Annotated in this window: 18 protein-coding genes and 1 tRNA gene; 15 read left to right on the top strand and 4 right to left on the bottom strand. The window is 68.2% G+C overall.

Annotated elements, in window-relative coordinates:
- Positions 1–62 precede the first annotated feature (62 nt).
- Together MAE01_RS02590 and MAE01_RS02585 are read right to left on the bottom strand one after the other, a co-directional pair.
- On the bottom strand, positions 63–842 hold the full coding sequence (locus tag MAE01_RS02590; RefSeq protein ID WP_147037995.1) for an ABC transporter permease: 780 nt from the start codon (positions 840–842) through the stop codon (positions 63–65).
- The gene (locus tag MAE01_RS02585; protein WP_147037994.1) at positions 839–1,873 is read right to left on the bottom strand and encodes an ATP-binding cassette domain-containing protein; all 1,035 of its coding nucleotides are present in this window, start codon (positions 1,871–1,873) and stop codon (positions 839–841) included. The genes MAE01_RS02590 and MAE01_RS02585 overlap by 4 nt, the downstream gene beginning before the upstream one ends.
- 62 nt (positions 1,874–1,935) lie before the next feature.
- Between MAE01_RS02585 and MAE01_RS02580 the strand changes: the two genes are divergently transcribed.
- The 5 genes from MAE01_RS02580 (at position 1,936) to MAE01_RS02565 (ending at position 6,118) form a co-directional block, all read left to right on the top strand.
- On the top strand, positions 1,936–2,946 hold the full coding sequence (locus MAE01_RS02580; protein WP_147037993.1) for a helix-turn-helix transcriptional regulator: 1,011 nt from the start codon (positions 1,936–1,938) through the stop codon (positions 2,944–2,946).
- Positions 2,947–3,003: 57 nt separating this feature from the next.
- Positions 3,004–3,076 (top strand) — tRNA-Met (locus tag MAE01_RS15875).
- 66 nt (positions 3,077–3,142) lie between these two features.
- Entirely contained in the window at positions 3,143–3,490 is a 348-nt protein-coding gene (locus MAE01_RS02575; protein WP_147037992.1) for a PLD nuclease N-terminal domain-containing protein, read from the top strand.
- Positions 3,487–5,157 (top strand): 2-succinyl-5-enolpyruvyl-6-hydroxy-3-cyclohexene-1-carboxylic-acid synthase, encoded by a 1,671-nt coding sequence (menD, locus tag MAE01_RS02570; RefSeq protein WP_147037991.1) that lies wholly within the window; start codon positions 3,487–3,489, stop codon positions 5,155–5,157. The genes MAE01_RS02575 and menD overlap by 4 nt, the downstream gene beginning before the upstream one ends.
- A gap of 106 nt (positions 5,158–5,263) precedes the next feature.
- On the top strand, positions 5,264–6,118 hold the full coding sequence (locus tag MAE01_RS02565) for a polyphosphate kinase 2 family protein (RefSeq protein WP_147037990.1): 855 nt from the start codon (positions 5,264–5,266) through the stop codon (positions 6,116–6,118).
- A gap of 187 nt (positions 6,119–6,305) precedes the next feature.
- Here MAE01_RS02565 and MAE01_RS02560 read toward each other — a convergent pair whose 3' ends face one another.
- Positions 6,306–7,571, bottom strand: coding sequence for an isochorismate synthase (locus tag MAE01_RS02560; RefSeq protein ID WP_229718224.1), 1,266 nt, complete (start codon positions 7,569–7,571; stop codon positions 6,306–6,308).
- A 58-nt stretch (positions 7,572–7,629) separates the two neighbouring features.
- On the opposite strand from MAE01_RS02560, the gene MAE01_RS02555 reads away from it, so the two are divergent.
- Genes MAE01_RS02555 through MAE01_RS02535 form a run of 5 tightly spaced genes read left to right on the top strand, consistent with a single transcriptional unit; the run spans position 7,630 to position 12,565 of the window.
- Entirely contained in the window at positions 7,630–8,214 is a 585-nt protein-coding gene (locus tag MAE01_RS02555) for a DUF402 domain-containing protein (protein ID WP_229718223.1), read from the top strand.
- Complete coding sequence (locus MAE01_RS02550; RefSeq protein WP_147037989.1) at positions 8,211–8,963, top strand: class I SAM-dependent methyltransferase; 753 nt, start codon at positions 8,211–8,213, stop codon at positions 8,961–8,963. Before MAE01_RS02555 ends, MAE01_RS02550 begins: the two co-directional genes overlap by 4 nt.
- 21 nt (positions 8,964–8,984) lie before the next feature.
- The gene (locus tag MAE01_RS02545) at positions 8,985–10,046 is read left to right on the top strand and encodes a polyprenyl synthetase family protein (RefSeq protein ID WP_147037988.1); all 1,062 of its coding nucleotides are present in this window, start codon (positions 8,985–8,987) and stop codon (positions 10,044–10,046) included.
- Between the two features lie 34 nt (positions 10,047–10,080).
- Positions 10,081–11,475: an FAD-dependent oxidoreductase gene (locus MAE01_RS02540; protein ID WP_147037987.1), complete on the top strand. Its 1,395-nt coding sequence runs from the start codon at positions 10,081–10,083 to the stop codon at positions 11,473–11,475.
- Positions 11,476–11,512: 37 nt separating this feature from the next.
- A complete protein-coding gene (locus MAE01_RS02535; protein ID WP_147037986.1) occupies positions 11,513–12,565 on the top strand; it encodes an alpha/beta hydrolase in 1,053 nt (350 codons plus the stop codon).
- Here MAE01_RS02535 and MAE01_RS02530 read toward each other — a convergent pair.
- Positions 12,552–13,040 carry a YajQ family cyclic di-GMP-binding protein gene (locus MAE01_RS02530; RefSeq protein ID WP_147037985.1) on the bottom strand — a complete coding sequence of 163 codons (489 nt, stop codon included), beginning with the start codon at positions 13,038–13,040 and terminating at the stop codon, positions 12,552–12,554. The two genes, MAE01_RS02535 and MAE01_RS02530, sit on opposite strands and share 14 nt — an antisense overlap.
- A gap of 189 nt (positions 13,041–13,229) precedes the next feature.
- On the opposite strand from MAE01_RS02530, the gene MAE01_RS02525 reads away from it, so the two are divergent.
- The 5 genes from MAE01_RS02525 to MAE01_RS02510 all read left to right on the top strand — a co-directional run bounded on the left by MAE01_RS02525 (position 13,230) and on the right by MAE01_RS02510 (position 18,427).
- On the top strand, positions 13,230–14,462 hold the full coding sequence (locus tag MAE01_RS02525) for a sugar ABC transporter substrate-binding protein (RefSeq protein WP_147037984.1): 1,233 nt from the start codon (positions 13,230–13,232) through the stop codon (positions 14,460–14,462).
- A gap of 65 nt (positions 14,463–14,527) precedes the next feature.
- Positions 14,528–16,141: an ABC transporter permease subunit gene (locus tag MAE01_RS02520; RefSeq protein WP_147037983.1), complete on the top strand. Its 1,614-nt coding sequence runs from the start codon at positions 14,528–14,530 to the stop codon at positions 16,139–16,141.
- The gene (locus tag MAE01_RS02515; protein ID WP_147037982.1) at positions 16,141–17,031 is read left to right on the top strand and encodes a sugar ABC transporter permease; all 891 of its coding nucleotides are present in this window, start codon (positions 16,141–16,143) and stop codon (positions 17,029–17,031) included. Before MAE01_RS02520 ends, MAE01_RS02515 begins: the two co-directional genes overlap by 1 nt.
- A gap of 58 nt (positions 17,032–17,089) precedes the next feature.
- Positions 17,090–17,251 (top strand): hypothetical protein, encoded by a 162-nt coding sequence (locus MAE01_RS15870; protein ID WP_186806108.1) that lies wholly within the window; start codon positions 17,090–17,092, stop codon positions 17,249–17,251.
- 111 nt (positions 17,252–17,362) lie between these two features.
- Positions 17,363–18,427, top strand: coding sequence for an MFS transporter (locus MAE01_RS02510; RefSeq protein WP_147037981.1), 1,065 nt, complete (start codon positions 17,363–17,365; stop codon positions 18,425–18,427).
- Positions 18,428–18,432 lie beyond the last annotated feature (5 nt).

Below are 18,432 nucleotides of genomic sequence, written 5' to 3'. Positions count from 1 at the left end.
CAGTGTAATCGGCGTCCTGGTGCGGCACTCCGTCGTGGACGGGGCACCGCACCAGTGAGGGATCAGCTGCTCCGTCTGATCGCTCGCACGCCGACGAGCAGACCGACGACGCACACCGCGAGCGCAGACACCCAGCCCCACGCGACAGTCATCGCACCGAAGTCGCCGGCGAGCAGTGCACGCTCCGCCTGGACGACCCAGTTCACCGGATTCACGGATGCCACGACCCGCATCCACGCCGGACCGTCATCCAGAGGGAGCAGCATGCCCGAGAGGATCAGCAGCGGGAAGATCAGCGACTGCTGCACGCCCCAGAAGAGCCACTCGCGGTCCTTGGTCCCGAGCGCCAGCGTGTACGACAGGGAGCCGAGCCCGACGCCGAACACCGCGAGCAGCCCCAAGCCGGCGAGCAGGCCGAGCGGATTGACGGAGAATCCGAACGGCCATGCGATCACCACGATGATCACTGACTGGATGACGATCGGCGCGACCTCCTTCAGCGCGCGGCCGATAAGCAGCGATGAGCGGGCGAGGGGCGCCACGAGGGTGCGCTCGTGCGAACCGGTCATCATCTCGTACTGCAGGTTCGATCCGGTGGCGCCGGTGCCGAACAGCACGATCATCACGAGGACCCCAGGGACGAACCACTGCAGCGTCTCGCCGGCGGGTGCGTTCGATCCGCTGATCAGTAACGGTGCGAACAGCCCGAGGAAGACCAGCGGCTGAAGCAGGCTGAAGATCAGCGTGAAGGGGTCTCGCAGGACCGGCTTCAGCTCTCGGGTCAGCACGTTCCAGACGTCGCGGGCGAGGTTCGCGCGGACGAGCGTGTCAGCGGTGGTCATGAGGATGCTCCTGTCGTTGCGGGTGCCATCTCTGGTGTCGAGGTCGCCGGATCCTTGTCGTCTCCTTCACCGGCTTCGCGCAGCGTGCGGCCGGTGAGGCTGAGGAAGACGTCGTCCAGGGTGGGGGGAACGCCGATGGCGCTGCGGACGGTGAGTCCGGCGGCATCAAGTTCGCGCACGACGAGCGGGAGAAGACGGTCGCCGTCCGGCACGGAGAACGAGAGGGTCGTGCCGTCCTGCGTGATCTCAGCCGGGGTGAGGCGCGCGATCTCGCGTTGCGCGGCGTGCGTCTCCGCAGCATTCGCGAAGCCGAAGGTCAGCAGGTCTCCCGCCAGGGTCGCCTTGAGCGCGTCGGCGCCGTCGTCGGCGATGATTCGTCCGCGGTCCATCACCATGACGCGCTCGGCGTATCGGTCGGCCTCCTCGAGGTAGTGCGTGGTGAGGAACACCGTGGTGCCGTGCTGGGCGCGCAGCTGGAGGATGTGATCCCAGAGGTTCGCCCGGCTCTGCGGGTCGAGGCCCGTGGACGGCTCGTCGAGGAAGAGCAGGGACGGTGCGTGCATCAGGCCGAGCGCGATGTCGAGTCGGCGCTTCTGCCCTCCACTGAGCTGTTGCACTGAGCGGTTCGCGAAACCGCCGAGATCGAGTGACTCGATCAGTTCGTCGGCTCGGCGGACGCTGTCGCGCCGCGTCATCCCGTAGAAGGCACCCTGGCTCAACAGCTCGTCGCGGACGCGCTGAGAGAAGCTGCCGCTGGTGAGCTGGCCGACGTAACCGATCCGCGCCCGCACGCCGGCCGCATCCGATCGGATGTCGTGATCCACAACCCGGGCGGTGCCGGAGGTGGGTGGAATGAGGGTCGTCAGCATGCGGAGGCTGGTGGATTTTCCGGCGCCGTTCGGTCCCAGGAACGCGACGAGTTCGCCCCGACGGGCGGTGAAGGTGAGGTCGCTGACCGCGGCGACCTTCGCCTTCTTGACGGTGAAGACCTTCGTCAGGCCTTCGCTCTGGATGATGTTTTCGTGTGCCATGGGCCGAGCGTAGAAACGGATGCGGACAGATCCTGTCCGCATGATCTGACAATCTGAGATCCATGACCGACACCACCACCAGAGCGCTCGCCCTGCTCAATCTGCTGCAGACGCACCAGCACTGGTCGGGTGCCGACCTCGCACGCAGGCTCGAAGTCACCGAGCGCACCGTGCGGAGGGACGTCGATCGACTGCGCGAGCTCGGCTACCGGATCGAGTCGGCGCCTGGCTTGGCGGGTGGGTATCGTCTGGAGGCGGGAAGCGCGGTACCGCCCCTGCTGCTCACCGACGATGAGGCGGTCACGATGGCGATCGGACTCCGCGCCGCCGCGACTCAGCATCTCGTCGGGGGTCCGGAGGTGACCCTCACGGCACTTGCCAAGTTGGAGCAGGTGCTGCCGTCTGCTCTGCGTCGGAGGGTGAACGCGCTGGCCTCGTCGGTCCAGCCGGTGGGGATGGGCGACGCTCCGGTGATCTCCCCGGTGGTGCTCAGCGAGCTCGCTCTCGCGTCCCGTGACGGCGAACGCATCCGATTGAACTACACGGATGTGTGGGGTGTCGAGAGCACGCGTCGCGTCGAGCCGCACATCCTCGCGCCGGCGGATCGCAAGTGGTACGTGCTGTGCTGGGACCTCGACCGCGACGACTGGCGCACCTTCCGTGTGGATCGGATCACGCGAGTCGAGCACAGCAGGGTGCTGTTCACCCGGCGTGAGATCTCTGAAGAGGAGGTCGCCGACCGGATCCTGATCGCGACATCCTGGTCGCCGCAGAAGATCGAAGCAGACGTCGTGATGGAGCTTCCGCTGGCGCAGATGGAGGAGCGTTTCGGCATCTGGGCGCAGGGTGCGAGCGCCGAAGATACGGCGCATTCACGCTGGCCCTTCGGCGGGGCGGACTGGCGCGAGGCGATCTATGCCCTGCTGTGGATTCCACCAGGAGTCGAGTACACGACCGACTTTCCCGAACCGCATCGGTCGGAGCTCCGAGAGGCGCTGGTCCGGATGCTGCGGGCGTTGGATGCACCACCGCCCGTAGCGCGTCACACGCTGTCATCGGACGACTCACGCTGAGATATCGGCGCATCCGCTCTGGTCAGAACGATCGCGGCCCGGTAGCGTCGGTGCCATCGCGGCGATCCGGGTGGCCCCGGGCTTCAGCTCATACCTGACGGTGTTGCGGGTTCGACTCCCGCCGTCGCGTCTATTACGCGCTTCGCGCCTGTGAGCTGTCAGGCCCATCATCGGATATCCCGCCTAGACTGGAGACGTGGCGAGAGTACTGATCGTCGGGGGCTTCCTGGCCCTCGTGTTCTGGGTGTTCAGCATCGTCGACTGCGCAGTGCAGCCGGCGACGCGGCATCGTGGTGTGCCCAAGGGCGCCTGGATCGCCATTGTCGTGCTGATCCCCGTGCTCGGCGGCATCCTCTGGTTCGTGCTCGGCCGGCGGCGGCGCAGCGACCAGGCGAGCATGCGCTCCGTGGCACCCGATGACGACCCCGAGTTCCTCCGCACTCTGGGCAAGACCGAGCAGGACGAGCGGATCCGCCGCCTGGAAGAGGAACTCGCACGCCTCGACGACGAGACCGACGGCCCCGCCGCCGACTCGCGTTCATGAGCCCATCCCCGGCAGCGGATGCCGCGGTATCCCTTCTCGCGGAACTCGTAGCGTCCGGCGTCCGCGACGTCGTGATCTCGCCGGGATCGCGCTCGCAGGCCCTCGCGCTCGCCGCCACGCACCTCGCCCGGCAGGGCGTCATCCGCGTGCACGTGCGCATCGACGAGCGCGTCGCAGGCTTCACCGCTCTCGGCCTCGCCCGTGAGACGCGCGTCCCCACCGCGGTGATCTGCACCTCCGGTACGGCGGCAGCGAACCTGCTGCCCGCGACGATGGAGGCCTTCCACTCGGGCGTCCCGCTGCTGCTGCTCACCGCCGACCGTCCGCCCGAGCTGCGCGGCGTCGGAGCGAATCAGGCCACGATCCAGCCCGGGCTGTTCGACGCGTTCGTGCGATGGCAGCATGACGCACCCGTTCCCGGCGACGGCAGCTGGGACGGCCTGGCGACGCAGGCAGTCGCCGCCGCGATGGGTGCCGACGAAACGCCGGCCGCACTTCCCGGCGTCGCCGGCCCCGTCCACCTGAACCTCCCCATGCGCGAGCCGCTGTCGAGCGCGCTTCCGGTCGATTTCGCCGCGACCGCCGGCCCCGCGCCGACGCCGGATGCCGGTGTACCCCTGATCCTGGAACGAGAGCCTCGCACCGTCGTCGTCGCCGGAGCCGATGCCGGCCCCGCCGCCGAGGAGATCTCGCACGCCGGGTCCTGGCCGCTCGTCGCCGAGATCGTCAGCGGGTCTCGCTTCGGCCGATACGTGGTGCACGGCTACCGTGAACACCTGCGGGACGAAAGCCTGGGCGGTCGCATCGAGCGCGTCGTCGTGCTCGGCCATCCCACCCTCAGCCGTGAGGTCACCGCTCTCCTGAAACGTGACGATGTCGACGTCGTCGCCGTCCGCTCCGGCGGTGAGGCGCTGAACCTCAACGGACGCACGCTCGCCGCGGCATCCGTCGACGTCGGCGGTGGGGATACTGATCGTGCGTGGCTCGGCGAATGGATGCGGGCATCCGCGGCATCCGTCATCGACCTGAGCGAGAACGCCCCCGACCAGGACGGCCTGCACTCCAACGATCCCGCCGCCCGCCGCGACGCGGTCCGCGCCGAGCTCGACGCGGTCCGCCGTCCGCTCGACCGCGAGCTGCTCGTCGACGCCGTGTGGCGCGCGACCTGGCCGCACGACCGGCTGATGTTCGGCTCCTCCCGCCTCGTCCGCGTCGCCGACGCCGTGCTCGGTGGCAAGAAGGTGCCTGTGCACGCGAGCCGGGGGCTCGCGGGCATCGACGGCACGATCGCCACCGCCACGGGCATCGCGATCGCGAGCCAGGCCGACGGCGCAGCGGGCGTCACGCGCGTGCTGCTCGGCGATCTCGCCTTCCTGCACGACGTCGGCGCGCTGCTGCTGCCGCCGGACGAGCAGAAGCCCCGCATCCAGGTCATCGTCGGCAACGACGGCGGGGGCACGATCTTCGACGGGCTCGAGGTCGCGGCATCCGCACCTCGCGCCGACCTCGACCGCGTCTTCTACACGCCGCACACCGCCGGCATCGAGCAGCTCGCGGGCGCCTACGGCTGGGACTATAAGCGCATCACAACCCGCACTGCGCTCGACCAGGCGCTCACCTCGCCCGTCGCCGGGCCGCAGATCATCGAGGTGCCCCTGCCACGGTGACCCGCGTGCACAGCTTCGGAAGCCGTCGGCGACATGCCGCCGTCCATGAGCTGGGCCGGCGTGTCAAGGGCTGTGGTCCGAAGCCGTGCTCAGGCACGATAGGGGCATGCGCAACCGAAGCTGGACCGACGAAGCGACCGAACTCCTTCGTGTGGGCGAGGGCTTCCGGCTCTCGGACGTCGACGCAGGCAGCCACCCCGGATACGGCGGAGACAAGGAATCCGGGGAGAAGGACCTCGCCGAAGGCACCGAGGCGCTCGGCGAACTACAGGAACGACTGTTCGCCATCGGCCGGGTCGGCGACGCCAGGGACTCTGTGCTGCTCATCCTGCAGGCGATGGATACAGCCGGCAAGGGCGGCATCGTCCGTCACGTCGTCGGCGGTGTCGACCCGCAGGGTGTCGAGCTCGCGGCGTTCAAAGCCCCGACCGACGAGGAGCGCGCCCACGACTTCCTCTGGCGCGTCGAGAAGCGGCTGCCGCAGCCGGGGTTCATCGGAGTCTTCGACAGATCGCACTACGAGGACGTGCTGATCGGCAAGGTGCGCGCACTCGCGCCGGCGGACGAGATCGAACGACGGTACGACGCTATCAACGAGTTCGAGGCGCGAGTGGTGGCATCCGGCACCCGCATCGTCAAGGTCATGCTGCACATCTCGCCCGAGGAGCAGAAGGACCGGCTGATGGAGCGCCTGGAACGCCCGGACAAGCACTGGAAGTACAACCCCGGCGACGTCGACGAGCGGATGCTGTGGCCGCAGTACATGGCGGCGTATCAGGCGGTCTTCGACCGCACATCCACCGCACACGCGCCCTGGTACGTGGTGCCCGCGGACAGCAAGTGGTACGCCCGGCTCGCAGTGCAGGAGCTGCTGCTCGCCGCGCTCGAGGATATCGACCCGCAGTGGCCGGCCGCCGATTACGACGTCGAGGCCGAGAAGAAACGCCTCGCCGCGAGCTGACGTCCGTAGTGGGGACGTTTCGACTCCGGCGCTGTGCGCCTGCGCTCAACGCGTTTCGTCTCGCTCCGCTCGCTCAACGACCCGCACCAATGAAACTCCGTGCTGAAGTGCGGGGCGCCCCGCGGAGGAGGCGCAGCCTCCGCAGACGAAACGGAGTGAGCGAGCGGAGCGAGTCGAAGCTTCGCCCTCAGGCCAGCGCGTCGACCAGCGGCCGGAACTTCACCCGGGTCTCCAGCAACTCGGTCTCCGGGTCGCTCGCCGCGACGATGCCGGCGCCGGCGTACGCCGTGACGCCGATCGCATCCTCCGACGCCGTGAACTGGGCGCAGCGCAGTGCGATCGCCCACTCGCCGTTGCCGTCGCCGTCGATCCATCCCACGGGGCCTGCATACCGGCCCCGGTCGAACGGCTCGATCTCGCGGATCGCCGCGACAGCGACATCCGTCGGGGTTCCCGCGACGGCAGCCGTGGGATGAAGCGCCCCCACGAGGTCCAGGGCGGATCCGTCATCCGACAGTCCGGCCTCGACATCCGTGGCGAGGTGGAACAGATTCGGCAGCTTCAGCAGGAACGGCTGCTCGCTCGACGCCATCGCCCGCACGTGCGGCCGCAGCGACTGGAGCAGGCTCTGCACGGCGTACTCGTGCTCGTCGATGTCCTTGGTGCTCGATGCGAGATGAGCCGACGCCGCGGCATCCTCGTCGGCATCCGCTCCTCGGCCGATCGTGCCCGCCAGCACGCGTGCGGTCACGGTTCCGTTCTGAACCGTGACGAGGGTCTCCGGGCTCGCGCCGATCAGTCCGTCGACGGCGAAGGTCCACGTGTCCGGGTATCCGCTCGAGAGCGCGCGCACCAGCCGGCGCAGGTCCGAACCTGCCGGAATCGTCCCGGCGAGGTCGCGCGCCAGCACGATCTTGCTGACGCCGCCGGTGCCGATGCGCTCCAGCGCCGTGCGCACCGAGGACTGATAGCCGTCGGGCGACTGCGCGCCCGGCCCGACGGTTCCCGCCCAGTGCGCACCGTACGCGCGCGGCTCGATCGTCGCACCAGGCTGGTCCTGCGGAAGGTCTTCGCCGGCCTCCGCGATCCTGGTGATCCAGCCGCGGCCCTCGCGCTTGCCGAGGATCACAGACGGCACGATCAGGATGCTGTCCGCCTCAGACCCTTCATCGAAGGTGAGCGCGCCGAAGCCGACGAGGCCTGTGCCTGGCAGGCCGACCGGATCGTCGATCTCGGCGTTTGCCGCGAGATCGCGCCAGGCATCCGCCAGGATGGCGCTGCGCAACGGTCCCTGCCCCGCGGAGACGCGGATCGACACCGGCGCCGCACCGCCGACCGCGACGACGCCCTCGCCGCGGCGCAGCCAGGCGAGCGGGGCATCCGGGTCTGCGTAAGCCAGAAGATCGTCGACCGGATCGAATTCACGGGTCTGCACGATCAGGCGGTTGCTCACCCTCCCAGGATAGTTCGCCGCGCAGGGCCCACAGGATGCCCGGGGCTAGGCTTGCCGGGTGAATCGACGCCCCGCACCCGGCACCGAGATGGTCTTCCAGTGGCGCAAGTGGGATGGTTCGCCGCACTGGCGCCATGAATGCGTCTACCTCGGCGCGGACGAATGGGGCGACTGGGTCGGCCAGCCCGTCGGGTGGCACAGCTTCCGCCCCGGCGCCGAGTTCTATGCGGCGGCCTCCAACGTGACACTGGTGCCGCCGTCTGGCGACTTCGCCCTCACCGTCAACCGCGACCACCCGATCGGCATGCGCACCTACATCGATCTCGGCTGGGAGGTGCGCTGGACCGACGACCCGCTGCTGGCGACAGGCATCGACATGGACCTCGACGTCATCCGCCTGGAACGCGATCGGGACCCTGCTGACGGCCCGAACGGCACCTGGGTCGACGACCGCGACGAGTGGGCGGAGCACAGCATCCGCTACGCATATCCGGCAGACGTGATGACGCGCCTGGAAGACCTCACACTCGATCTCGAGACGCGCGTACGCGCGCAGGAGACCCCGTTCGACGACGCCACCGCGGACGGATGGCTCGATCGTCTGGAGGCGCTCAGCCTGCACAGATCTAGACTGGATGGATGAGCCAGCCCAATCGCGCCGACCTCGGTAAGGACCCCCAGCGCGTCAGCGGCATGTTCGACCAGGTCGCGGCCGGATACGACCGCACCAACACCGTCATGACGTTCGGCAACGACGCGTTCTGGCGTGCGGCGACCACCCGCGCGGTGGCTCCGCAGCGCTACGAGCGGATCCTCGATCTCGCCGCGGGCACGGCATCCTCGTCGGCATCCCTCGCCGCCAGCGGCGCGGACGTCGTGGCAGCCGACTTCTCGCCGGGGATGCTGGCCGAGGGCAGGCGCCGGCACGGCCATCTGCCGAACCTCTCGTTCGTCGAAGCCGACGCCATGAATCTGCCGTTCGGCGACGACGAGTTCGACGCCGTGACGATGTCGTACGGGCTGCGCAACGTGCAGCAGCCGAAGAAGGCGCTCGCCGAGCTGTTCCGCGTCACCAAGCCGGGCGGTCGCCTGGTCATCAACGAGTTCTCGACGCCCCCGGGCAAGGCGTTCCGCGGGCTGTACCGGTTCTACAACGCGCAGGTGCTGCCCCGTGTCGCCCGTCTGGCCGGCACGAACGCCGACGCGTACGACTACCTGAACGAGTCGATCCGCGACTGGCCGGATCAGAAGCTGCTCTCTGCCTGGATCCGCGAGGCTGGCTGGACCGACGTCGCCTACCGCAACCTGTCCTTCGGCATCGTCGCGCTGCATCGTGCGACCAAGCCCGCGACCGCGGCGTCCGCGTCCGCGGCGGCGACGAAGCCCGAGTGAGCCACAGGTAGGGTGGGAACCGTGACTTCGAGCCCCGCCGCCCCGGGTTCGCGCCTCGCGAGCCGTCTCGGCTTCAGCGACCGCGTGTTCATCGGGCCCGCCGCCCGGCGCGTCGCCCGGCAGATCGAGGACGGGCTGGATCTCGTCGAGGGCGGCCTTGCCGAAGAGCTCCGCGTCGCCGACTCGATCGCCGACGCGTCGGCGCGCTATCTCTACGAGGCCGGCGGCAAGCGCATCCGCCCTGTGCTCACGCTGCTGACAGCGCAGCTCGGTGAGGGGAACATCCCGGCGGTCATCGACATCGCCAAGGCGCTCGAGATGACCCACCTCGGCTCGCTGTACCACGACGACGTCATGGACGGTGCCGACCGCCGGCGAGGTGTTCCCGCCGCGCATGCGGTCTGGGGCAACAGCGTCGCCATCCTCACCGGCGACATCCTCTTCTCCCGTGCCAGCCAGCTCATGTCGCGCCACGGAGACCGGGCCATCAGGCTGCAGGCGGACACCTTCGAGCGGCTCGTCATGGGACAGCTGCACGAGACGGTGGGTGCGCAGGACGGCGACGACCCGATCGAGTTCTACATCCAGGTGCTCGCCGACAAGACGGGCTCGCTCATCGCCGCGGCGACGCAGGGCGGAGCGATCTTCTCGAACGCGCCGACGGAGTACGAGGAGCCGCTGCGCGTCTACGGCGAGAAGGTCGGCGTGGCCTTCCAGCTGCTCGACGACGTGATCGATCTGTCCGCCGACCCCGCCGAGACCGGCAAGGTGCCGGGAACGGACCTTCGCGCCGGCGTGCCGACGATGCCGTACCTGCTGCTCAAGGCCGAGCAGGATGCCGCGTCCGCCGAACTCGCCGCTCGCATCGACGACGGCGTGACCCGCATCGCCGAGGGTGCCGACCCCGTCATCCTCGATCAGCCGCTGGCCGAGCTGCGCGACCACGCCGTCACGCAGAAGACGCTCGAGCTCGCGCGCACCTGGACCAGCGACGCCATCGCGGCGCTCGCACCGCTGCCGAAGGGCCCGGTGCGAGAGGCGCTCATGCGATTCGCCGAATCTCTCGCAGACCGCAGCAGCTGAGCATCCGCTCGCTGCAGCATCCGAAAGGACACCCATGACCAAGCTCAGGCTGGCCATCGTCGGGGCAGGCCCCGCCGGCATCTACGCCGCAGACATCCTGCTCAAGACCGAGCGCTCGTTCGACGTGTCGATCGACCTGTTCGAGCAGCTTCCCGCGCCCTACGGGCTAGTCCGCTACGGGGTCGCCCCGGACCACCCGCGCATCAAGGGCGTCATCAACGCGCTGCGTGACGTGCTCGACCGCGGAGACATCCGCATCTTCGGCAACGTGCGCTTCGGCGAGGACATCACGCTCGCCGACCTCAAGAAGCACTACAACGCGGTGATCTTCGCGACCGGCGCCATTCGCGACACCACCCTGGACATTCCGGGGATCGACGCCGAGGGCTCCTACGGCGCTGCGGACTTCGTGAGCTGGTTCGACGGCCACCCCGACGTGCCGCGCGAGTGGACGCTGGATGCCGAGTCCGTCGCCGTGCTCGGAAACGGCAACGTCGCCCTCGATGTGGCGCGCATCCTCGCCAAGCACGCCGAGGACCTGCTGCCCACCGAGATCCCCGGGAACGTCCATGCCGGACTCGAGGCGTCGAAGGTCACGGATGTGCACGTCTTCGGGCGCCGCGGCCCCGCGCAGGTGAAGTTCACCCCGCTCGAGCTGCGCGAGCTCGGCGAGCTGCGCGATGTCGACATGGTCGTCTACGACGAGGACTTCGACTACGACGAGGCATCCATCGCAGCGATCTCCAGCAACAAGCAGGTCAAGGTCATCGACCGGGTGCTGCAGCAGTGGCGCACGCGCCCCGGCGTGAACAACTATTCCTCGCTCCCTGAGCCTGTCGAAGGGAGGGCGAGCCGCCGGCTGCACCTGCACTTCTGGGCCAAGCCTGTCGAGATCAAGAAGGATGCCGACGGCAGGGTCGCCGCCATCGTCTACGAACGCACGCAGCCGGACGGCTCGGGCGGAATGAAGGGAACCGGCGAGATGCGCGAGGTCGCGATCGGCCAGCTGTATCGCGCCGTCGGCTACTTCGGCTCGCCGCTCAAGGATGTGCCGTTCGACAAGAAGCACGGCGTGATCCCCAACCACGAGGGTCAGGTGCTCGCGAAGGACTCCAACCAGCGGGTTCCCGGCATCTACGCCACGGGCTGGATCAAGCGCGGACCGGTCGGCCTCATCGGTCACACCAAGTCCGACGCCATGGAGACCGTGCAGCACCTCGTCAACGATCAGGGTTCCTGGTGGCAGCCGGAGCACCCGGAGGAGTCCGCGATCCCGGCGCTGCTGGAGTCGCGCGGCATCCAGTGGACCGACCTCGAGGGCTGGCACCGGCTGGACCAGCACGAGGTCGCCCTGGGCGAGCCGCACGAGCGTGCGCGCGTCAAGGTCGTCCCGCGTGACGAGATGGTGCGCATCTCCCGCGGCGAGTGAGTCCACGGCGGGGTGAGCCTGTCGATAGCCTGAGGGCATGACCGCGTGGGTGCCCGACGTCCTCGGTGACGAGTTCGAGCAGCTGACGCTGCCGCTCGGCGAGGATCACGAAGGTGAGATCGTGGCGACGCTCGTTCGAGCGCTGCCCGAGGCGCCGCCGCCCGCGCCGACCGCGTGGGAGCGCTTCGTGCGGCGGGTGCAAGGGCGCCCGCTCGTCGATCCGCCGCCGATGCTCGACGGGGTCGACGTGCTGTACGTGCACGGGTGGTCGGATTACTTCTTCCAGAAGCGACTGGCCCGGTTCTGGACTTCGCGCGGGGCGCGCTTCTTGGCCCTCGACCTGCGCAAGTACGGCCGGAGCCTGCGCGAAGGTCAGACCCCCGGATACATCGCCGACCTCGCGACGTACGACGAGGACATCGCCGCGGCACTCGAGGCGATGCGGGCGGATGCCGCGGACTCCGGCACTCGCCGCCGGCTGGTGCTGATGGGGCACTCCACCGGTGGGCTCGTCCTGAGTCTGTGGGCGTCGCGGCATCCCGACGCGGCGGATGCCGTCATCCTCAACTCCCCGTGGCTGGAGTTCCAGCTCGCGCCGCTGCGCGCCGCGATCGCCCCGATGGTGGAGTTGCAGGCGCGTCTGCGGCCACTGGATGCCGCGCCGCAGATCGATCTCGGGTTCTACGCCAGGGCTCAGGCCGCCGTCGCCGATCCGGACGACCTGATGGAGACGAACCCGCAGTGGCGCCCCGTCCCGGCGATGTCGGTGAACGCCGGATGGCTGCGCGCGATCCTGCACGGGCATCGAACGGTGGCCGAGGGGCTGTCGATCCCGGCGCCCGTGTGCGTGCTGCTGTCGGCGAAGTCCGCCCTGCCCACGCGCTGGTCGGACGAATTGACCTCGGCCGACACCGTGCTCGTCGTCGAGGACATCGCCCAGCGCTCTCTCAAACTGGGATCGTCCGTGACAGTGGAGCGCATCGACGGCGCGCTCCACGACGTGTTCCTGTCACGTAAGCAGGCGCGCGACGATGCGTACGCGCGGCTGGAGCGCTGGGTGACCGGGTGGGTGGCGGCTACCGGTAGTTGATGAACTGCAGGTCGATGTCGAGATCCGAGCCCTCGAGCAGTGCGATCACAGCCTGCAGGTCGTCGCGGCTCTTGGACTGCACACGCAGCTCATCGCCCTGGATCTGGCTCTTGACGCCCTTCGGGCCCTCGTCGCGGATGATCTTGCCGATCTTCTTCGCGTTCTCGGAGGAGATGCCGTCCTTCAGCGTCGAGACGATGCGGAACTCCTTGCCGCTGGCGAAGGGATCGCCCGACTCGAGGCTCTTGAGTGAGATGCCGCGCTTGATGAGCTTGGACTGGAACACGTCGAGCACGGCCTTGGCCCGCTCCTCGGTGCCCGCCTTGATCAGAACGGACTCGCCGCTCCACTCGATCGAAGCGCCGGTGCCCTTGAAGTCGTAGCGCTGCTCGACCTCTTTGCGGGCCTGGTTGAGGGCGTTCTCCGCCTCCTGGTGGTCGACCTTGCTGACGATGTCGAACGATGAGTCTGCCATGGCGCCATCCTACCGATTCGCCTTTCTCCGCACGATCTTGGAAACGCTTCCACGAGAACCGGCGCCGATCGCCGTTGTATTACAGCTTGATATCAGCCGTTCCAGGCATTGCCTTAATGGCGGACTGCAATGCATACTGTAAGCGCTTGCAGTTCTGCGGGCACACGCATCAAGAGAGGCAACACACCAATGAAGGTGAACAAGAGGGGCATCCTCGCGTTCGGCGCCATCGCCGCCGTTTCCACGCTCACGCTCGCAGGCTGCGCCGCAGGTGGCGCAGATGACAACGACAGTGGCGCTGAGTCCACCGATTCCTCGCTCGTCGTCTGGGTGGATGCAGAGCGCGCCGACGCCGTGCAGGGCGCGGCCGACGCCTACGAAGAGAAGACCGGCGTCTCCGTCGAGATCGTCGGCAAGGACGTCGACACCATCAAGGACGACTTCATCCAGCAGGTTCCGACCGGCAAGGGTCCGGACATCACCATGGGTGCGCACGACTGGCTGGGCGAGCTGTCCACCAACGGCGTCGTCGCTCCGCTCGAGCTCGGTGACTCGGCGTCCGACTATCTCGACGTCGCACTCCAGGCGTCGACCTACGACGGCACCGTCTACATGCTCCCGTACGCCGTCGAGAACATCGCCGTGCTGCGCAACGCCGACGTTGTCCCCGAAGCCGCCTCGAACTTCGACGACATGATCGCCAAGGGCAAGGCCGCCGGTCTCGACCAGCCGTTCGTCGTCGAGCAGGGCGCCGAGGGCAACCCGTACCACCTGTACCCGTTCCAGACCGCGTTCGGCGCCCCGGTGTTCGGCACCGACGCCTCCGGCAGCTACGACCCTGCCGACCTGCAGCTCGGCAGCGAGGGCGGCACGGCCTTCGCCGAGTGGCTCGGCGCCCAGGGCGCAGCCGGCGTCCTCAACACCGACATCGACGGTGAGATCGCCAAGCAGCAGTTCATCGACGGCAAGGCGGCCTTCTGGCTGACCGGCCCGTGGAACGTCGGCGCAGCCGTCGACGCCGGCATCAACGTCGAGATCGACCCGATCCCGAGCCCGACCGACCAGGTCGCCTCGCCGTTCGCCGGCGTGAAGGGCTTCTTCGTCAGCTCCGAGTCGGACAACAAGGTCGCTGCGAACGACTTCCTGGTGAACTACCTGGGCACCGAAGACGTCCAGCTCGCCCTGTTCGAGGCCGGCAACATCCTCCCGGCGCTCACCGCAGCCGCTGACACCGCGGCATCCGACCCGATCATCGCTGGCTTCCAGGCCGTCGGTGCCGACGCCGTCCCGATGCCTGCCATCCCCGCCATGGGCGCCGTCTGGCAGTTCTGGGGCATCGCCGAGGCCGCCATCATCAACGGTGCGGATCCCGCGGCGACGTGGCAGAAGCTGGCCGACGACGTGGCAGCAGCCATCAAGTAACACAGTTCGTTCTGTCGGGGTGGGTGCGCACGCGCTCGCCCCGACAGTGTGATGACGGGATGAAGATGAGCGACACCACCACGACGGAGCAGACGCCGCCGCCCACCAAGCGCCAGCGTCAGGCCGCGCAGATCGCCGAGGCGGCATCGGGGCGCATCGGCTGGATGCTGTTGAAGATCGTGCTCCTCGCGATCGTCGACGCCGTCGCCCTCTACGCAGTCTTCGTGCTGTTCACGCACCGCGAGTGGGTCGTGCTCGGGCTCGTCGTGCTCGTCACGGTGTTCGTCAACTACGTCTACTTCTCGCGCAAGGCGATTCCCGCCAAGTACCTCACGCCGGGTGTCATCTTCCTCGTCGTCTTCCAGGTGTTCACGCTGCTGTACACCGGCTACATCGGCTTCACGAACTACGGCACCGGACACAACGGCTCGAAGGATCAGGCGGTCGCGGCACTCATGGCCTCGGCGCAGGAGCGGGTCGAGGACTCGCCGGCCTTCCCGGTGACCGTGGTGGAGCAGCTCGGCACGCTCGGCCTACTCGTCACCGACCCTGCAGACGGCGACGTCAGCGTCGGTACGGACGATCAGCCGCTGGCTGACGTCGACGGCGCGACGATCGAGGACGGCAAGGCCGTCGCCGTCGATGGCTGGAACACGCTCAGCTTCGCCCAGGTGCTCGCACGCTCCAACGAGATCGAACAGCTCTCGGTCGCATACAGCGACGACCCCAACGACGGCGCCATCCGCACCCCCGACGGCCAGAACGGCTACCTCTACGTCTCGACGCTCGAGTACGACGAGGCCGCCGGCACCATGACGGACACCGGCTCCGGCACCGTCTACGAAGACATCGGCACCGGCGCCTTCACCTCGCCAGACGGCGAAGAGCTCCTGCCCGGCTGGCAGATCACGGTCGGCTTCGACAACTTCGTCCGCGCGGTCACCGACGACTCGATCCGCGGACCGCTCATCTCGGTGACCGTCTGGACGTTCGTGTTCGCGCTGATCTCGGTCGCCTCGACGTTCTTCCTCGGCCTCCTGCTGGCCATCGTCTTCAACAACACCCGCATGCGATTCCGCAACGGCTACCGCATCCTGCTCATCCTCCCGTACGCGTTCCCGGCCTTCCTTTCCGCACTGGTGTGGGCAGGCATGATGAACGAGAGCTTCGGCTTCATCAACCAGGTGCTCTTCGGCGGAGCATCCATCCCGTGGTTGACGGACCCGGTCCTCGCGAAGGTCTCGGTCCTCATCGTCAACCTCTGGCTCGGGTTCCCGTACATGTTCCTGGTCTGCATGGGCGCGCTCCAGGGCATCCCCGAAGAGGTCAATGAGGCCGGTGTCATGGACGGCGCGAACCCATGGCAGATCTTCCGGCAGATCAAGCTGCCGCTGCTGCTGGTGACCGTCGCGCCGCTGCTGATCTCGTCGTTCGCGTTCAACTTCAACAACTTCAACCTGATCTACATGCTCACCAACGGCGGGCCGCGCTTCACCGACGTCTCCATTCCCGTCGGGCACACCGACATCCTGATCTCGATGGTCTACAAGGTGGCCTTCACAGGCCAGACGCGCGACTACGGCCTCGCCTCGGCGTTCACGATCATCATCTTCATCGTGGTGGCCGTGATCTCGATCGTGAGCTTCCGCAAGACCAAGGCGCTCGAGGAGCTGAACTGATGACCACGACATCGTCCTCACCCGTGCGGCGCCGCACGTTCGGCGGCTGGTTCGCCGACACCGGATGGCGTCACGTCGTCGCGGTGGTGGTGAGCATCTTCGCGCTGTTCCCGCTGCTGTACGTGCTGTCCGCATCGCTCAACCCGAACGGCACGCTGACCGGCTCCAATCAGCTGTTCTCGGCGATCGGCATCGACAGCTACGTGCGCATCCTCACCGATCCGAAGAACCCGTACGGAATGTGGTTCCTCAACACGCTCGTCATCGCGGTCGTCACCGGCTTCGCCACGGTCTTCATCGGCGCGTGCGCGGCGTATGCCTTCTCGCGCATGCGGTTCGCGGGCCGACGCGTGGGCCTGGTCACGATCGTTGTCGTGCAGATGTTCCCGCAACTCCTCGCCGTCGTCGCGATCTTCCTGCTCATGTCGACCCTGGGGGACTGGTTCCCCGCGATCGGCCTGAACACCCACACCGGCCTGATCCTCGTCTACCTCGGCGGCGCGCTGGGCGTGAACACCTACCTCATGTACGGCTTCTTCAACACGATCCCGAAGGAGCTCGACGAGGCGGCCCGCATCGACGGGGCAGGGCATGCGCGGATCTTCTTCACGATCATCCTCCGCCTGGTCGCCCCGATCCTCGCCGTGGTGGGACTGCTGAGCTTCATCGGCACGGTGAACGAGTACGTCGTCGCGAGCGTCATGCTCATCGACCCCGAGCAGCAGACCCTCGTCGTCGGGCTCACCAAGCTCGTCTCGAACCCGCGTTACGCGGACTGGTCGGCGTTCTCGGCCGGCGCCGTGATGGCCGCGATCCCCGTCATGATCCTGTTCCTCTTCCTGCAAAAGTACATCGTCGGAGGACTCACCGCAGGAGCCACCAAGGGCTGAGCTCGTCCGAGCGCGTGTCCAGCCCGGTTGCGCCCGATCCCGGTCGTACGCTGGAGGCATGGCACGGGCAGACGGAAGCAACGTGGCGGTGAGCTGGATCGCGCGCGTACTGTGCGTGGGCGTGATCGGCGCGCTGCTGTGGTTCGCGACGCCCATGATGCCGGGCTTCGCGGCGTTCGTCGGCGAGACGCTGCGCATCGTGGCCCCCGCGAGCCCCTGACCCCGCTCCGCGCGGTGAATCCGGGTCCGGCGACACGTCGGCACGCCTCCATGAGCGCGTCTGCGGGCGGCGATATCCTCGCAGTGCACATATCCGACGAGAGGCGCCCCCATGAGTGACCCCGAGGTTCCCCAGCCAGAGCAGAAGTCCGACGTCGACGACGTCGTCGACAGCGCCAAGGCCGGACTCGCAGAGGCGGAAGCCGCGCGCGGCGACGTCCCTGGGCGCGCCGACCGTGCTGACGATCAGGTCGACCCCGACCTCGCGGCCTTCGAGGCCGCCGAGCAGGAGCACCCCGGCACGTTCTCCGCGCCGGACGCGCGCGAGTCCGCCGCTGCGGACGCATACGGCACCGAGACCTATCGCGCCGAGAACACGGATGCCGAGACCGAGGATGCCGTGACTGGGAATGCCGCGGCCGACAGCGCCCTCGGCGGACACGCCTCCGACCCGTCCATCGCCGACAGCGCGTACCTCGCGCCGGCCGCCGACGACACCGAGACGCGCGTCGTTCCGTCGGAGCCCGTCGCGTCAGAGCCCGCCCCGTCCGATCGAAACGGCTACGAATCGTTCGTCCCGGCGGCGGTCGTCGCCGAGCCCGTATCGCAGCACCAGCCGATCTTCGTGCAGGCTCCCGAGCCTCCGGCGGAGCGCGGCAACCGCGGAACAGCCGGAGCGATCGGCCTGCTCGCGACCCTCGCCTTCGCAATCCTGTACCTCGGTACGTGGCTCGGGCTCGGCGCACTCGCCGGCGATGTCACCGGCGAGAACATCGGGGAAGCCGCTCTCGCACCGCTGATGACCTGGGCCTTCTGGGTTCCGGTTGTCGTCTTCTTCATCGGGTTCTGGCTTCTCGGTGCCATCATCAACCGTGGCCGCTGGGGCCTGTGGGTCGTCTTCGGCATCATCGTCGGACTGTTCGCGTACGCCGGTCACATCCTGGGCCAGCTGTTCGAAGCGCCGTTCTGGCTCCTCACCGCTCGCGAGGGCGCAGAGCTCGTCAGCGGCGAGCTGCTGGCGCCGCTGGCCATCGCCGCGTTCGTCTTCGGCCGCGAACTGACGATCTGGTTCGGCGCATGGGTCGCCCGCAGCGGAGCCCGCAAGACCGAGCTGAACGAAGAGGCGCAGCGCGAGTACGAGCGCACGCTCGAAGCCGGCCCCACCCTCTCGAGGTAACGCCG

Source organism: Microbacterium aerolatum (assembly GCF_007988825.1).
Classification (GTDB): Bacteria; Actinomycetota; Actinomycetes; order Actinomycetales; family Microbacteriaceae; genus Microbacterium; species Microbacterium aerolatum.
Note: the sequence above shows the minus strand (reverse complement) of the source record. Positions and strands in the feature narration are given on the sequence as shown.

Coding starts and splice junctions, on each gene's coding strand:
- MAE01_RS02590 (WP_147037995.1), bottom strand. CDS start 842: ATGACCACCGCTGACACGCTCGTCCGCGCGAACCTCGCCCGCGACGTC.
- MAE01_RS02585 (WP_147037994.1), bottom strand. CDS start 1,873: ATGGCACACGAAAACATCATCCAGAGCGAAGGCCTGACGAAGGTCTTC.
- MAE01_RS02580 (WP_147037993.1), top strand. CDS start 1,936: ATGACCGACACCACCACCAGAGCGCTCGCCCTGCTCAATCTGCTGCAG.
- menD (WP_147037991.1), top strand. CDS start 3,487: ATGAGCCCATCCCCGGCAGCGGATGCCGCGGTATCCCTTCTCGCGGAA.
- MAE01_RS02565 (WP_147037990.1), top strand. CDS start 5,264: ATGCGCAACCGAAGCTGGACCGACGAAGCGACCGAACTCCTTCGTGTG.
- MAE01_RS02550 (WP_147037989.1), top strand. CDS start 8,211: ATGAGCCAGCCCAATCGCGCCGACCTCGGTAAGGACCCCCAGCGCGTC.
- MAE01_RS02540 (WP_147037987.1), top strand. CDS start 10,081: ATGACCAAGCTCAGGCTGGCCATCGTCGGGGCAGGCCCCGCCGGCATC.
- MAE01_RS02535 (WP_147037986.1), top strand. CDS start 11,513: ATGACCGCGTGGGTGCCCGACGTCCTCGGTGACGAGTTCGAGCAGCTG.
- MAE01_RS02530 (WP_147037985.1), bottom strand. CDS start 13,040: ATGGCAGACTCATCGTTCGACATCGTCAGCAAGGTCGACCACCAGGAG.
- MAE01_RS02525 (WP_147037984.1), top strand. CDS start 13,230: ATGAAGGTGAACAAGAGGGGCATCCTCGCGTTCGGCGCCATCGCCGCC.
- MAE01_RS02520 (WP_147037983.1), top strand. CDS start 14,528: ATGAGCGACACCACCACGACGGAGCAGACGCCGCCGCCCACCAAGCGC.
- MAE01_RS02515 (WP_147037982.1), top strand. CDS start 16,141: ATGACCACGACATCGTCCTCACCCGTGCGGCGCCGCACGTTCGGCGGC.
- MAE01_RS15870 (WP_186806108.1), top strand. CDS start 17,090: ATGGCACGGGCAGACGGAAGCAACGTGGCGGTGAGCTGGATCGCGCGC.
- MAE01_RS02510 (WP_147037981.1), top strand. CDS start 17,363: ATGAGTGACCCCGAGGTTCCCCAGCCAGAGCAGAAGTCCGACGTCGAC.